General features: G+C 44.8%; 12 protein-coding genes. 2 read left to right on the plus strand and 10 right to left on the minus strand.

Going from position 1 to position 14,755, the window contains the following annotated elements; genetic code table 11:
• Window positions 1–27: 27 nt before the first annotated feature.
• The 7 genes from HMPREF1532_RS15885 to HMPREF1532_RS15915 all read right to left on the minus strand — a co-directional run bounded on the left by HMPREF1532_RS15885 (window position 28) and on the right by HMPREF1532_RS15915 (window position 9,002).
• A complete protein-coding gene (locus HMPREF1532_RS15885) occupies window positions 28–3,129 on the minus strand; it encodes an efflux RND transporter permease subunit (RefSeq protein WP_005931710.1) in 3,102 nt (1,033 codons plus the stop codon).
• 24 nt (window positions 3,130–3,153) lie between these two features.
• Window positions 3,154–4,275 (minus strand): efflux RND transporter periplasmic adaptor subunit, encoded by a 1,122-nt coding sequence (locus HMPREF1532_RS15890; RefSeq protein ID WP_005931711.1) that lies wholly within the window; start codon window positions 4,273–4,275, stop codon window positions 3,154–3,156.
• Window positions 4,276–4,297: 22 nt separating this feature from the next.
• Window positions 4,298–5,692: an efflux transporter outer membrane subunit gene (locus HMPREF1532_RS15895; protein WP_005931713.1), complete on the minus strand. Its 1,395-nt coding sequence runs from the start codon at window positions 5,690–5,692 to the stop codon at window positions 4,298–4,300.
• A 315-nt stretch (window positions 5,693–6,007) separates the two neighbouring features.
• Complete coding sequence (locus HMPREF1532_RS15900) at window positions 6,008–6,838, minus strand: zinc ribbon domain-containing protein (RefSeq protein WP_005931715.1); 831 nt, start codon at window positions 6,836–6,838, stop codon at window positions 6,008–6,010.
• Between the two features lie 5 nt (window positions 6,839–6,843).
• A complete protein-coding gene (locus HMPREF1532_RS15905; RefSeq protein WP_005931717.1) occupies window positions 6,844–7,938 on the minus strand; it encodes a Nif3-like dinuclear metal center hexameric protein in 1,095 nt (364 codons plus the stop codon).
• Between the two features lie 145 nt (window positions 7,939–8,083).
• On the minus strand, window positions 8,084–8,470 hold the full coding sequence (locus HMPREF1532_RS15910) for a VOC family protein (RefSeq protein WP_005931721.1): 387 nt from the start codon (window positions 8,468–8,470) through the stop codon (window positions 8,084–8,086).
• Between the two features lie 25 nt (window positions 8,471–8,495).
• On the minus strand, window positions 8,496–9,002 hold the full coding sequence (locus HMPREF1532_RS15915; RefSeq protein WP_005931724.1) for a GNAT family N-acetyltransferase: 507 nt from the start codon (window positions 9,000–9,002) through the stop codon (window positions 8,496–8,498).
• Between the two features lie 78 nt (window positions 9,003–9,080).
• Here HMPREF1532_RS15915 and HMPREF1532_RS15920 point away from each other — a divergent pair, with 78 nt between their 5' ends.
• Window positions 9,081–9,512, plus strand: a complete 432-nt coding sequence (locus tag HMPREF1532_RS15920) for an N-acetyltransferase (protein ID WP_005931725.1) — start codon at window positions 9,081–9,083, stop codon at window positions 9,510–9,512.
• Window positions 9,513–9,546: 34 nt separating this feature from the next.
• Window positions 9,547–9,999, plus strand: a complete 453-nt coding sequence (locus HMPREF1532_RS15925; RefSeq protein WP_005931728.1) for a hypothetical protein — start codon at window positions 9,547–9,549, stop codon at window positions 9,997–9,999.
• 273 nt (window positions 10,000–10,272) lie between these two features.
• On the opposite strand, the gene nuoE is transcribed toward HMPREF1532_RS15925, so the two are convergent.
• From nuoE to nuoF, 3 genes are read right to left on the minus strand one after another with little or no spacing between them, the layout of a single operon-like run.
• The gene (gene nuoE, locus HMPREF1532_RS15930) at window positions 10,273–10,749 is read right to left on the minus strand and encodes an NADH-quinone oxidoreductase subunit NuoE (protein WP_005931730.1); all 477 of its coding nucleotides are present in this window, start codon (window positions 10,747–10,749) and stop codon (window positions 10,273–10,275) included.
• Between the two features lie 19 nt (window positions 10,750–10,768).
• Window positions 10,769–12,535 (minus strand): NADH-dependent [FeFe] hydrogenase, group A6, encoded by a 1,767-nt coding sequence (locus tag HMPREF1532_RS15935; RefSeq protein WP_005931733.1) that lies wholly within the window; start codon window positions 12,533–12,535, stop codon window positions 10,769–10,771.
• An 11-nt stretch (window positions 12,536–12,546) separates the two neighbouring features.
• Window positions 12,547–14,454, minus strand: coding sequence for an NADH-quinone oxidoreductase subunit NuoF (nuoF, locus tag HMPREF1532_RS15940; RefSeq protein WP_005931736.1), 1,908 nt, complete (start codon window positions 14,452–14,454; stop codon window positions 12,547–12,549).
• Between the last annotated feature and the right edge of the window lie 301 nt (window positions 14,455–14,755).

Below are 14,755 nucleotides of genomic sequence, written 5' to 3' on the forward strand. Positions count from 1 at the left end.
ATTGGCACATTGAATCATTATTAATCATTATTTAAACCGTTCCTGTAATTTCTGCATCAGTTCATAGAAGTTCGGTATGTAGACGGTGGCTAATAAAGTATTCATAGCCATACCGAAAACTACTGCCGCTCCAAGGGCAATACGACTTTCTGCTCCCGCACCGGATGCGAATAGTAATGGCATCACACCTAATACGAACGCAAAAGAGGTCATTAATATAGGTCTTAAGCGGACATGACCGGCTTCATAAGCAGCGTCTCTGATTGAATTTCCTTCCGCCCGGAAATCACGGGCAAATTCCACAATCAAAATCCCATTCTTGGCTGAAAGGGCAATGAGTAGGATAATACCGATCTGGGTATATATACTTACCGGAGTTCCCATTACAAAACAACCGATCATGGCACCGAGTAATGCAACAGGCAATCCCATAATGGCGGCTACCGGGCTTGTCCAGCTTTCATATTGTGCAGCAAGTACAAGGAAGGCCACTAATAGAGCCATCAAGAAAACGATAGTAGTGGTGCTTCCTGCCTGTGTTTCTTGATAGGCAACAGAGGTCCATTCATAACCGAACTCCTCTCCTAAATGCTGACTGACAAGTTCTTGCATTTGCCGGATAGCTTCACCGGAGGAGGCTCCCGGTGCAACATTGCATGTGATGGCCGCTGTCTGGTACATGTTGTAACGGTTTATCTGGTTCTGTCCCAGTTGTTCTTCCACATCTGTGAATGAAGAGAACGGGACCATTTGACCTTGAGCATTCGGCACGCTGAGTTGCAGTACATTGTCAATGACTTTTTGTGCTTGGTCACCAGCTTCAATTTTAACTTGATAGATACGTCCGAATTGTACATAGTCGTTCACATAGGCTGCTCCCATATAATAACCTAATGTGGCAAATACCTGATTTAGCTGAATGCCCATGAATTGTACTTTATCACGGTCGATATTCAGAAAATACTGGGGTACGTTGGCCTGATACTGGCTGCTGATAGAAGCTAATGCAGGTTTGGTGCGATAAGTATTGAGAAGCGTTCCGATAGCTTGCTGCATTTCTGTCGGCCCCAGGTTACGGTTGTCTTCAAGCTGTAATTGTAAGCCTCCGGTAGCTCCCAGGCCCGGTATTGCAGGAGGAACCATTGCGAATATCTGTCCTTCCTGTATGCTGTATGCCATTTCATTGAAACGTTTTACAACGGCGGCGGCAGTATGGTTTTTCCCCTTTCGCTCACCCCAGGGTTTTAGTACGACAAAGTATGTGCCCGCATTGCTTTGTTCACCTCCCATGATAGAGAAACCGGAAATACCGATATAATTTTTCACTTCGGGATAGGTGTCGAGAATGGCGTTAATCTGTTTGCCTACGGCCTGTGTACGTTCAAGGCTGGCTGCCGGAGGAAGTTGTACGACAGCAATGAAATATCCGTCATCCTCGTCCGGAACAAAAGTGGACGGCCATTTTACGAACAAAAAGATGGCTATCAAAGTAAATGCACCGTAGGATACTAATGCTGCTACAGGGCGTTCGAGCAACCATTTTACGATACGGTCATAAACTCCTTGAGTTTTGTCATATACTTTATTGAATCCTTTGTATATGAAGAAGTTGGATGGCTTACTCTTTTCCAGAAACAAAGCGCAGAGTGCCGGAGTCAACGTTAATGAGTTAAAACCGCTCAGCACAGTGGAAGCTGCAATGGTAAGGGCGAATTGTTTATACAATTGTCCGGAGATACCGCTTATAAGAGTGGTTGGAATGAATACGGCCAATAATACAAGCACTACCCCGACAATAGGACCGGTGATCTCTCCCATCGCTTTGGTCACTGCGTCACGGGGAGAATATTGTCCTGTTTCGAGTAGTCGCGAAGCATTTTCTACTACCACAATAGCATCATCCACCACTATGGCAACGGCCAGTATCAGCCCGAAAAGGGTCAGTGTGTTGATGGAGAAGCCAAGAGCGGCCATTACAGCCAGAGTACCGATGAGCGATACCGGAATGGTAATACACGGTATGATAACCGCTCTCCAATTTTGAAGGAAGAGGAAGATCACGAGCACTACCAGTAAGGTGGTCTCGAGAAAGGTGACGAGCACTTCGTCAATCGAAGCATTGATCACATCGGTGGTATCCAGCGTGACATTGTATTCTATTCCGGAGGGAAAATTCTGCGCCAGTTCTTTCATTTTCTCTTTTACCCCTTTAGATACGTCCAGAGAATTGGAGCCCGGTTGCTGATAAATGGCAATGGCTGCCGTAGGATGTCCGCGCAGCTGGGATACGACGCTGTAGGAAGCAGACCCCAGATCGATGCGTGCTACATCTTTCAGGCGTAGCATTTTTCCTTCCGATTCGCTGCGTAAAATGATGTTGCCGAATTCATCCGGTGACGAAAGGCGTCCTTTTACGCTCAATGTATATTGAAAAGCGTTCACATTATCTTTTCCGATGGGTTGCCCTACGGTTCCTGCGCTTACTTCCATATTTTGGGCCTGGATAGCTTGATAGACTTCGGCGGGTGAGATGCCACGGATACGCATAGCTTCCGGGTCGAGCCAGATTCGCATAGAGTAATCTCCGGCTCCCATCACGTTGACGGCTCCCACACCCGGAACACGGGTCAATTGGTCTACAAGATTCAGTTTGGCATAATTGGTCAGATAAAGGCCGTCGTAAATAGAATCTTGTGCTGTCATGGTGAGGAACATGACGATATTGGACGACTGTTTCTGTACAGTTACCCCTTGCACCACGACAGGTTCCGGAAGGGACGACTGAGCTACGCTGACCCGATTCTGCACCTGTACGGTAGCCATGTCTATGTCTGTACCCACGGCAAAAGTAATGGTTAGCGAATAGGCTCCCGATGAAGATGAAGTAGATGACATATAGAGCATCCCGTCCACTCCGTTCACTTGCTGTTCGATAGGAATACCGACTGTTTGCGCCACGGTTTCGGCGTTGGCTCCGGGATAGACGGCGGAGACCTGTACCGTCGGCGGCGTGATGTCCGGGAATTGCGCCACGGGCAATATATTGAGTGTCACCAAACCCGCAACCACGATGATAAGCGCCAGTACAGTAGCAAATATGGGGCGGTTGATGAAGAATTTTGAAAACATAGTGCTATATATTTAAGTTATTAATCAGTCCACAGGATGTATTTTCATACCATCCCTTACTTTCATCAATGCTTTTGTCACATATCGCTCTTGGGGAGAAAGGCCGTCGGTTACTTGCCGGAGGCTGTCCCCTATCAGTTGCCCTATGGTGATATGCCGGTAACGGACTATGTTCGAATCATTTACAACATAAAGGTATTTACCTAATTGATCCGTCCCGATCGATGCGGAATTGACAAGGATAGCTTGTTTCTGCTCGCCGTACGGAAGGGTTATACTGACGTATAGCCCGCTTTTGAGTATACCTTCCGGATTATCCAGATTGGCCCGTACGGTGAGAGTTCCTGTATTGAGATCTACATTAGGAGACAGATAGTCTAAAGTGGCCGGATAGGATTGCCTGCCATCTTTCCCCAAGTTTACGGTGACTGTGCGCGGGAGCTTTGAGGTCTCGGTTCCGTTTTGGGGAGAGCTGCTCATAAGCATCGATAACCATTGATTATCAGCTACATTAAAATAGGTATACATACGGTTGTCTTTGTACAGGGTAGCCAATGTGACGGGTTGTGCGGTACCGCTTATATAGCTGCCTATATCCATGGTATTCCGGCTGATCGTACCGTCGAAGGGTGCATGGATGTAGCAGTATCCCAAATTGGTGCGTGCAGTGTTCAGTGCCGCTTCGGCATTGCTGACGGCCGCTGTCGTTTCTGCTACATCCGATTCGGCTTGTAATACCTGTATCCGGCTGACGGCATCGCTTTTCAAGGCTTCGCGCATACGGGTATAATTGTTACGGGCATACGTCAGTTGTGCCTGAGCGGTTTTTAAAGCCGCTTCCGCTTTCGTCACATTGTCTTTATAGATGGTAGGTTCGATAACGAAAAGCAACTGTCCTTTCTTAACCCGGCTGCCCGGGGTGAAAGAGGTGGATTGTAGTGTGCCGTTCACACGTGCTACGAGGTTGACAGTCTGCTCTGTAGTCAGATAACCCGGATAATCCTTGGTCAATGTGATGTCCTTTATGAGTGGGCTGGCTACGCTGACTTCAGGTGTGTACATAGCGGCAGCTCCGGCGGTCTCTTTTTTCTCCCGGCAAGCAGTAAGGAGCGGCAATGCGAGGAGGATATACAATAATTTTTTCATTGTTATGGTAGGTTTAGTTATTTTAGTTGTTCCAGCCACCCCCTAATGCCTGATACAAGGCAATCAATTGCAGCAGAGAATTCCCCCGTGCCTGTACCAGCTGGTTTTCGTAGCTCAGCAATGATCGTTGTGCATCTAAGACGTTTTGGAAAGGGGTGAGTCCCTGCTTGTATAAATCGAGAGAGAGGGTGAGCGTTTCTTGTCCTTGATTGCGTACTTCCCGAAGGGCGACGATTTGCTTGATAGAGCTTCGGTAGGCGGTCATGGCATTATCGGTTTCCTGCACGGCGGTAAGTACTGTTTGATTGAATTGATCGATTGCTTCATCCAATTGTGCACGGGCCGATTTGGTGGCATTCACCAGTTTACCTCCACTGAAGATGGTCCAACTTAGTGCCGGGGCAATTTCGTAAGTGAAGCTCTTATGTTTGGTCAGGTCTTTAAAATCTTTAGAGGCATATCCGACAGAGCCTTTGATGAAAACTTGTGGCAGCCAGTCCGACTTGGAAGCGCCTAATGATGCGGCCTGTGCATTGATTTGATGTTCAGCGCTACGGATATCAGGGCGTCTCATTAACAAGTCTGCCGGTATCCCTATGCTGATGGGTTCCATATAGTCGGGCAGTTCCCCTACCCGTTCCAATACGGGACGTATTTCTTGTGGATAGGTCCCAAGTAGTACGGCCAAAGATGTAATGTATTGGTTTATACCGGATTCCAACTGTGGTATGGATGCTTTAGTACTGAAATATACCGATTTGGCCTGCGCCACGTCGAGCTTGGAAACAAGCCCGGTATTGTACCTTACTTCGGTGATTTTGAGTACGGCCGCTTGTGAGGCACAATTTCTTTCCACTACTTTCAGCTCTTGCTGAAGTTCTCGTAATTGGATATACGATGAGGCTACTTGGGCCGAAAGAGAGACCATGACGGCGGTGTATTCTTCTTTGCTGGCTGCAAAGGTCTCTTTCTGAGCCTTTACCCGTTGGCGAATACTTCCGAAAATGTCCAATTCCCAGCTCATGTTGGCTGAAACATCATAATAATGTTGGGTAGATTGGGGCAGTTCGCTGGTATTGCCACTGGTTTGTTGGCGTGTCCATCCGGCATTGATCCCCACGGTGGGAAAGAATCCGCTACGTTCCATGCGTAAGCCGGCTTTGGCCATATTCATGCGATCGATGGCGGTGAGTACCGAGTAGTTGCGATCTACGGCAATGGAGATTAATGAATCCAGCGTGGTGTCTCCAAAAGATTTCCACCATTGATCGTCTACCGGAAGGGTTTGCCGGAATACTTCTCCCCCTTCCTCCCACGCTTGTGGCAAAGGGGTATCCAGATAATGATCCGCATGTTGTGCCGAGATTGCGGATGAAAGAAATAAAAGGAGCAGCAGGCTCCATGCTCGCATATTCATAAGTTCAGGTTTTTGAGAAATGAAAAGTAAACAACTGAAATTTCAGTTTGTTTAGAGGATGTTTGCTTTTTGTCTGACCAGAGTCTGATCTTGCTTCTTCTCTTTCCGGAAGAAGTAAGAGGAAACCATGCAGAATAAAAGTTATTTCGAAATCAGGTATTTAGTACTGTTTTGAAGTTTTTCTTTCCGGGAGAGATTGAGGGAATTCGGGACAATTCTTCCTTTGGAGGTGACAGTTACAGGATATAAAAAAGGCCGCCTTAATTTTTCATTTAAGACGGCCTGTATAGGTATAATTTACCTGGTAAGGGTTTATTATTCTGCAGTTTTTCTTCTGATAGCTCTTTTGGTTGTTGGTGCCGGAGCTTCTTCTACTTTGTGTGCGATCTCTACGCCAGCCAATTCCGGGTCGATCATGATACGTCCACAGTATTCGCAAACAATTACTTTTTTGCGCGAACGGATATCCAGCTGTCTCTGAGGCGGAATTTTATTGAAGCAACCACCGCATGCATCACGCTGTACGTATACGATACCTAAACCGTTACGTGAGTTTTTACGGATACGTTTGAATGATTGCAACAGACGCGGTTCGATCTTTGTTTCCAGATCTTTCGCCTTGTCTCTCAGCTTCTCTTCTTCCTGTTTTGTTTCCGCAATGATTTCATCTAATTCACTTTTTTTCTGATCGAGGTCTTTCTGTCTTTCTTCCAGAGCAGCGACACTCTTTGCTACTTCTGCAGACTTTTCCTCTTCTTCGGCAGAAAATTCTTTGATTCTCTTTTCGCATAGCTCGATTTCCAGAGTCTGGAATTCGATTTCTTTTGTCAGAAAATCATATTCGCGGTTGTTGCGTACATTGTCCTGTTGTGACTTATATTTTTCTACGGAAGCCTTAGCAACTTCAATCTCTACTCTTTTACCGGCAATTGCTGCTTTCAATTCATCTACTTCTGCTTTGATCTTGTCTATACGAGTGCTCAGACCGGCAATTTCGTCTTCAAGGTCCTGTACTTCCAGTGGAAGTTCACCTCTCAACGTCTTGATCTTATCAATCTCAGACAACATGGTTTGCAGTTGGAACAGAGTTTTCAGTTTCTGTTCTACGGTCAACTCATTTGGATCTTTTTTTGCTTCTTTAGCCATTTTACTTATAAATATTTTATGGGATTCGTGTTTACTTTACTAAATTGGAGTGCAAAATTAGGAAATAAATCCCGGATTATGGAATAAAAAATTTCTTTTGTATACTGTTCGCTTTCGTAATGTCCTATTTCCGCCATCAGAATATCCGATTCGTGGCCGAAATAGTCATGATATCTGATTTCACCGGTGATAAATACGTCCGCCCTGTTGCTGATGGCCAGTGGCAGTAAGAAAGCACCTGCCCCGCCACAAAGTGCTACCGTCTGTATTTCACGTCCGGACAATTTATTGTGCTTTATGCAACCTACTTCAAAAGTCTTCTTGATGCGTTTCAAAAACTCCAGTTCTGTTTCCGGAACTGCGAGTTCGCCTATGATACCCGCACCGGCCTGCTGCCAGGCGTTTTGTAGCGGATAAATATCGAATGCCGGTTCCTCATAAGGATGCATGGCAAGCAATGTACGGATCGCTTCTCCTTTTTTATATGCGGGAAGAATGGTTTCAATTCTTATTTCCTTTTCGTGATGAAGTTCTCCGATGTTCCCGCAAAAAGGATTACTTCCTTCCTGTGCCCGGAACGTGCCTTCTCCTTCGAGGTTATAACTGCATGAATCATAGTTACCTATATGTCCGCATCCCATGGAAAACAAGGCATTCCGTACTGCATCAGCCTGTGCTGCCGGTACGAATGTAACGAGTTTCACCAGATTATTCTCTTTCGGTTCAAGTACACGGACATTCTTCAACCCGATTTTTTCTGCTATCTTGAAGTTGACTCCGCCCGGAGCATTATCCAAATTGGTGTGTGCCGAGTAGATGACAATATCATTCTTGATTGCCTTTAATATACAGCGCTCTACATAATCCTTTCCGGTGATGGACTTATAACCTTTAAAAATAAGGGGATGGTGCGATATAATGAGATTATACCCCATTGCAATAGCTTCATCAATGACAGATTCAGTGACGTCAAGACACAACAAAGCCCCTGTTGCTTCCGCATCTGTCAATCCTATTTGCAGGCCGGCATTATCAAATCCGTCTTGCAATGGCAGAGGCGCGAACCGTTCAAGGGCGCTTACAATCTCTTTAATTTTCATTATTGTAGAAAATTTGGTTGCAAATATAAGAAAAAAGAAAGGAAGAAGTATGACTTTTATCGTTTTTTAGTACATTTGTAGAAATTCGGAGCAGCGAGCAATACTTGCAACTTCGTTATTTACCGGATCTTGCGGCAAAGTTTAATTAAACGGTTATTTCTACCAGGTTTCCGTCCGGATCGAGAATGGCGCTTTCAAAGAAGCCGTCTCCCGTAGTGCGGGGTTCGCTGGCAACTGTAAATCCGTCACGGCGCAGACGTTCTGTGAGTGCGAGTACTGCGTCTTTACTTCCAGTTGAGAAAGAAAAATGTGCTAATCCGATATGGGGAATGTTATCTGCCGGAGAAGTAACATCTGTTTTGCGCATAATTTCTATTAGAGCGCTTTCCTCGTCAAAGCTCACAAGATAGGATTCGAAGCCTTTCAAAGGATTGATATACTTCTCATTACCGGTTCCTTTAAAATAAGTGATGTAGAAATCTTTTAGCTCTTCCAACCGGGTGGTCCAGAGCGCAATGTGGTGAATGTGCATATAAGTCTGTTTTTATTAATGATGATTATTCTTCTTTTAAAAGAGCATAATAATGAAAGTCGAGTATCTTGCCATTCTTGATAACTGCTTTTCTCAAAATGGCTTCTTTTTTGAAACCGGCTTTCTCCAAAACTTTCATCGAGGGAATGTTGTATTCGAATACTCCGGCATAAATACGCATGACCGGTAGGGTTTCAAAAGCATATTTTATAGCTTTCTGCACAGCCGAGGTCATAATTCCCCGCCCCCAATATTGCTCACCTAACCAATATCCTATTTCGGCTGAAATTCTTTCTACATCGCTTCCTATAACAAAACCTACGCCTCCAACCGCTTTTCCATCTATGTCTATGGCAAAGTTCTCTGCCGGACCTTCATGCTCCATATTCATTTTAATGAAATTCTCTGCATCTTCTTCCGTATAAGGATGTGGCAAACCGTCGCGGGTATTGTTCCATATATTTATATTATTGATATGAAAAGTTAATGAAGGTATATCTTCCGGTGTCCAAACTCTTAATTGGTGGTTCATGATGTAGATTCGCTAAATGATTGTATATTTGCAAATATAGACAAAGTTGGTTGTAAACAATTTGATTTGAATCAAAATATGATAAGAAGTTATAATTCTCAGGATGCTGACCGGGTAATCCGTATTTGGCTGGAGGCTTCCATTCTTGCCCATCATTTTATCCCTGCCATGTATTGGATTGGTAAACAGGATGATATGCGGAATATTTATCTTCCTGCAAGCAATACTTATGTGTTTGAAGATGAAAATATTAGGTTGATACAAGGGTTTATTTCTATGACCGGCAATTATCTGGCTGCTCTATTCGTAATCCCCGAATCACAGGGAACGGGCATTGGAAAAGCGTTGTTGGAACATGTAAAGGAGAGGCATACGGAAATTACATTGAATGTTTATGCCAAAAATGAATCGTCCGTTCTTTTTTATGAGAAACAGGGATTCCGGTTGATAGAGGAACAGATAGAAGAAGGAACCGGTGAAAAAGAATTTATAATGAGGTGGAATAGATAATTATATGATTAATAATATATTAAATATAGATTAGATGAAAAAGATTTTATTTTTATTATTGCTGACTGTCGTTTTCGGAGCCTGTGAAAGCGATACTGACTCGAATTGGAATAATCGTCCGGGAGGGAATTCGGATGATACGCAAAATTGGGATTCGTATGTGATCACCGTTAAGAATTGGGAGCGCATAGGAGGTGTGAATGCAGATAATTCTTTTTTCCGTTGCGTTGTTGAGGATGAATATTTGGATCAGTATATTTTTGATAAAGGGAGTGTTATGGTATATTTGATTCAATATGACGGCGATGTGCCGGTTCAGACTCCTCTGCCTTATGTAATGCATTATGCCGATGGAGACAACTTGTGGACAGAAACATTCTCTTATGATTATTCTGTGGGGTCGTTTGCTTTCTATGTGACTTACAGTGATTTCTTTACTGAGAACTCCCCCGGAGAATGCCAATTTAAAGTAGTGATGCATTGGTAATTTGTCTTTCTCTCTATGTATCGTGTACAAAGCTTTCGGGAACAATATTTGAAGATAGTGGGCACAATGCATACAGACTGTGAGGACAATGCATACAGACTATAGGGACGGTTCTGAAAAGAGGGAAAGATACTATTGTAAACCATTGGCTTAAAGCCCGTTATAAAAGTATATACTTCTGTATATTAAAAGTGTACATTATTACCATATAAAAGAATAGACTTTTATCATGTAATAGTGTACACTTTGTATTTCTCTTAAAATGTGTGATGGCTATTCAAGTTCGTCCAGAATCTTTTTGATATCTACCGGCTGAAGCCGTCCGTAAACTTTCTCTCCTATCATTACCACAGGTGCCAATCCGCAAGCACCTACACAACGCAGGCAGTCGAGTGAGAATTTTCCATCGGGGGTTGTCTCCCCTACTTCGATTCCGAGAATACGTTTAAACTCTTCCAGTAATTTTTCTGACCCTCTTACGTAGCAGGCAGTCCCCATACAGACAGAGATGGGATGTTTTCCTTTAGGAGTCATTGTAAAAAAAGTATAGAAAGTGACCACTCCATATACTTTAGATACGGGAATATTTAGTTTATGGGCTATGATGCGCTGCATCTCTTCGGGCAAATACCCATGAAGATGCTGGGCTTCGTGGAGGATATTGATAAGTTCTCCCGGGTCGTTTCCGTGTTGGTCGCAGAGCGATTTCACCTGTTCGACCACCGTACATGCTAATTTTATATCCGACATAAATTTAATCCTTTAGTGTTTAATCGATCGATTTGTTGAAATAATGAGTGTGCAGCAGCATATGCGCCTTTTCGCTGAGCGGTTTGCCCAGATACTCTTCATACAGCTTTTGAATATACGGGTTCTCATGAGATTTCCGTATAGGTTTCTGAGCATCCTCCTGATACAATGCTCTGGCACGTGCATATAATATATCTGCTCGTCCGTGATGGAGCGGTTGGCCGCCACCACCGATACAGCCACCGGGACAAGCCATGATTTCGATGGCGTGATATTCATTATGACCGTTTCGTATATCTTCCAGCAGCCGGCGTGCATTTCCTAAGCCATGTGCTATTCCTACTTTCAATTCAAAACCATTCAGATTGATAGTAGCGCGGCGTACGCCTTCCAACCCTCTGACGTTCTCAAAGTTTACATTTTCCAGGACATTACCTGTATAAATTTCGTATACCGAGCGCAAAGCAGCTTCCATTACTCCGCCGGTAGTTCCGAAAATAACACCTGCTCCGGTCGATTCGCCCATCGGATGGTCAAATTCGCTGTCGGGCAACAGATGAAAGCCGATATTGGCCCGTTTGATAAGCGTTGCCAGTTCACGGGTCGAGATAGAATAATCTACATCGGGATTACCGTTGACTTTGAATTCCTCCCGATCGCATTCATACTTTTTGGCCAGGCAAGGCATGATGGATACCACCACCAGTTTTTCGCGTGGAATACCCATTTTTTCTGCCCAATAAGTTTTGGCGATAGAACCGAACATTTGTTGCGGAGAACGGGCGGTAGAAGGGATGTCGAGCAGATCGGGGAAGTGGTGTTCAAAGAAGTTCACCCATGCCGGACAGCATGAAGTGAGAATCGGTAGGCATACATTCTTATCGCCGTTGAGGAACCGGCCAAGTCTTTCCAGTACCTCTGTTCCTTCTTCCATTATGGTGAGGTCCGCAGCAAAATCGGTATCGAATACATAGTCGAATCCCAGTTCACGAAGAGCGTATACCATTTTGCCCGTAACTTGTGTGCCGGCAGGCATACCGAATTCTTCGCCCAAAGCTACACGTACGGCAGGAGCTGTCTGCACGATAACTACTTTATCGGGGTTATCCAGGTCTTCGAGGAGCCGGTTGGTGTGATCGCGTTCAGTCAAGGCCCCTACCGGACAGACAGCTACACACTGTCCGCAATAGGTACATTCACTCTCACTCATTTTTTTGTCGAATGCGGGGGCGATAGTGGTATTGAATCCTCTTCGTACGGCTCCCAAAGCACCAACGGTTTGTACATCGTTACATACGCTTTCGCATCTGCGGCAGAAAATACATTTATCCATGTTGCGTACGATGGAAGAGGTTACTTCCCGCTTACGAAGTGAAAGTTCACCGCCATTGAAAGGCATTTCCCGTACATTGAATCGGAGGGCCAGGTTTTGCAATTCACAATTCCCCGATTTCGGGCAAGTGAGGCAGTCATTCGGATGGTCGGACAAGATAAGTTCGGCCACTACTTTTCTGGCATTCATTACCCGGAGGGTACTGGTGCGTACCACCATTCCTTCTGTGCACTTGGTGGCACAGGCCGGAGCAAGGTTGCGCCTGCCTTCCACTTCTACTACACATATACGGCAGGATGCCGGATTATTTTTTATACACGTTCCTTTCAGGTCGATGTGGCAAAGGGTCGGGATATTGATACCGATTTCAGTTGCAGCTTCGAGGATAGTAGTACCTGCGGGTACTGTTATTGAATGACGGTCTATTTGCAGTGTTATTTCTTTTGTTTCCATAGTCATTGAGATTAGCATACAGAGATTGCATTGAACTTACAGCGTGCCATGCACATGCCACACTTGATACATTTCTCCGGAAGAACGGTATGAGGTTTACGCGGTAATCCCGTGATGGCATCCGCCGGACAATTTTTAGCACATAGGTGACAACCGATGCAAGTATCGGGATTGATGTAGTAGGTCAGCAGAGACTTGCATTGTTTGGCACGGCATGTTTTATCCCGTACGTGCTCCACATACTCGTCATAGAAATTGTCTAATGTAGATAACACCGGATTTGGAGACGTCTGCCCTAATCCGCATAAAGCAGTATCCTTTATTACTTTACCGAGTGTTTGCAAAGTTTGCAGGTCTTTCTCGGTGGCTTTCCCTTCCGTTATTTTATTGAGTAATTCCAACAACCGTTTGTTGCCGATCCGGCAGGGGGTACATTTACCGCATGATTCTTCTACAGTGAAGTCAAGGAAGAAGCGCGCTACTGACACCATACAATCATCTTCGTCCATAACGATCATTCCACCCGAACCCATCATAGAACCGGCTGCAAGCAGATTGTCGAAATCGATGGGGGTATCGAGATGCTTTTCGGTAAGGCAGCCGCCCGAAGGACCTCCGGTTTGTACGGCTTTAAATTGCTTCCCGCCTTTGATACCTCCGCCTATCTCATAAATTACCTCGCGTAAGGTTGTTCCCATCGGTACTTCTATTAACCCGACGTTATTGATCTTTCCGGCCAGGGCAAAAACCTTGGTTCCTTTGGATCGTTCCGTACCGATGGAGGCAAACCACTCGGCCCCGTTTATGAGAATGATGGGGATATTGGCCAGTGTTTCCACGTTATTCACATTGGTCGGTCTGCCTTGGTATCCGGATTCGGCAGGGAATGGCGGTTTCAGGGTCGGTTCACCTCTTTTGCCTTCCATCGAGTGAATAAGTGCGGTTTCTTCGCCACATACAAAAGCACCGGCTCCATACCTTATATTAATATCAAAGTTGAAACCTGTTCCCAATATATTCTCTCCCAACAATCCGTATTCACGGGCTTGCATAATGGCTGTTTTCAAACGGTGTATTGCCAATGGATATTCTGCACGAATGTATACGAGCCCTTGAGAGGCACCGATCGAATATCCGCATAATGCCATCGCTTCGATAATGGAATGAGGATCTCCTTCCATAATGGAACGGTCCATAAATGCGCCCGGGTCACCCTCGTCGGCATTGCAAACCACGTATTTAAGGGCTGCCTGCTGTTTGGCGGTCAGTTCCCATTTCATGCCTGTGGGAAATCCTCCGCCCCCACGGCCACGCAAACCGGAACGTTTGATCTCATCTATTATCTCTTCCGGAGTATGGTTGAAAAGGGAATCCGCCAAAGCTGCATACCCGTTGCGGGCAATATATTCTTCTATGTTCTCCGGGTCGATGAAACCACAATTGCGCAATGCGATGCGCATTTGTTTCCGGTAGAAATCCATATGTTTCGAATCGCTTACTTTCTGTTCGGTTTTAGGATCGGTAAATAGCAGACGCTCGATCCTCTTACCTCTTATAATATGTTCCCTTACTATTTCCTCGGCATCTTCGGGAGTTACTTGTATATAAAATGTATTGTCGGGTATGATTTTTACGATAGGCCCTTTCTCGCAGAAACCAAAGCAGCCGGTTGTTATGACCTCTACTTTGTCTGCTATTCCGTTTTCTTCGAGTGCTTTATTCAGATTGTCTGCAATGGTGTGACTGGAAGAAGCTTTGCATCCCGTACCTCCACAAATCAAAATCTGCAAGTGTTGTGAACCGAGAGTCAGACCGCAGCTATTTTCAGTTACTTTGTCGTTACTCTCTTCACGTAAACGGAGTGCGGTTGCCGCACTCTTTCTGATCTTTTCAAGATCGTGAATTGACAGTATTTTCATCGGTATTAAATTAAGTTCGGTAGCAAATATACAAATTCAACCGACGATACAAAAAGAAACTGTCTGAAATATTAAAAGGAAAGTATTTTAGGGAGATTAATAGATTTATTTTAGATGTTTTTGCATACTGTGGATTGCAAATGGCCATTTTTTGTGTCATTAAGATAAAAACGAAGCCTCTCCCCAACCCTCTCCGTGGGAGAGGGAGTACAGATACTTTTGTTTATTGATTAGTTACAAAGCTAACTTAGCTCCCTCTCCCACGGAGAGGGTTGGGGAGAGGCTTTTGTTTATTGATTAG

The organism is Bacteroides salyersiae WAL 10018 = DSM 18765 = JCM 12988 (assembly GCF_000381365.1).
Taxonomy (GTDB): domain Bacteria; phylum Bacteroidota; class Bacteroidia; order Bacteroidales; family Bacteroidaceae; genus Bacteroides; species Bacteroides salyersiae.

Coding starts and splice junctions, on each gene's coding strand:
- HMPREF1532_RS15885 (WP_005931710.1), bottom strand. CDS start 3,129: ATGTTTTCAAAATTCTTCATCAACCGCCCCATATTTGCTACTGTACTG.
- HMPREF1532_RS15890 (WP_005931711.1), bottom strand. CDS start 4,275: ATGAAAAAATTATTGTATATCCTCCTCGCATTGCCGCTCCTTACTGCT.
- HMPREF1532_RS15895 (WP_005931713.1), bottom strand. CDS start 5,692: ATGAATATGCGAGCATGGAGCCTGCTGCTCCTTTTATTTCTTTCATCC.
- HMPREF1532_RS15900 (WP_005931715.1), bottom strand. CDS start 6,838: ATGGCTAAAGAAGCAAAAAAAGATCCAAATGAGTTGACCGTAGAACAG.
- HMPREF1532_RS15905 (WP_005931717.1), bottom strand. CDS start 7,938: ATGAAAATTAAAGAGATTGTAAGCGCCCTTGAACGGTTCGCGCCTCTG.
- HMPREF1532_RS15910 (WP_005931721.1), bottom strand. CDS start 8,470: ATGCACATTCACCACATTGCGCTCTGGACCACCCGGTTGGAAGAGCTA.
- HMPREF1532_RS15915 (WP_005931724.1), bottom strand. CDS start 9,002: ATGAACCACCAATTAAGAGTTTGGACACCGGAAGATATACCTTCATTA.
- HMPREF1532_RS15920 (WP_005931725.1), top strand. CDS start 9,081: ATGATAAGAAGTTATAATTCTCAGGATGCTGACCGGGTAATCCGTATT.
- HMPREF1532_RS15925 (WP_005931728.1), top strand. CDS start 9,547: ATGAAAAAGATTTTATTTTTATTATTGCTGACTGTCGTTTTCGGAGCC.
- nuoE (WP_005931730.1), bottom strand. CDS start 10,749: ATGTCGGATATAAAATTAGCATGTACGGTGGTCGAACAGGTGAAATCG.
- HMPREF1532_RS15935 (WP_005931733.1), bottom strand. CDS start 12,535: ATGGAAACAAAAGAAATAACACTGCAAATAGACCGTCATTCAATAACA.
- nuoF (WP_005931736.1), bottom strand. CDS start 14,454: ATGAAAATACTGTCAATTCACGATCTTGAAAAGATCAGAAAGAGTGCG.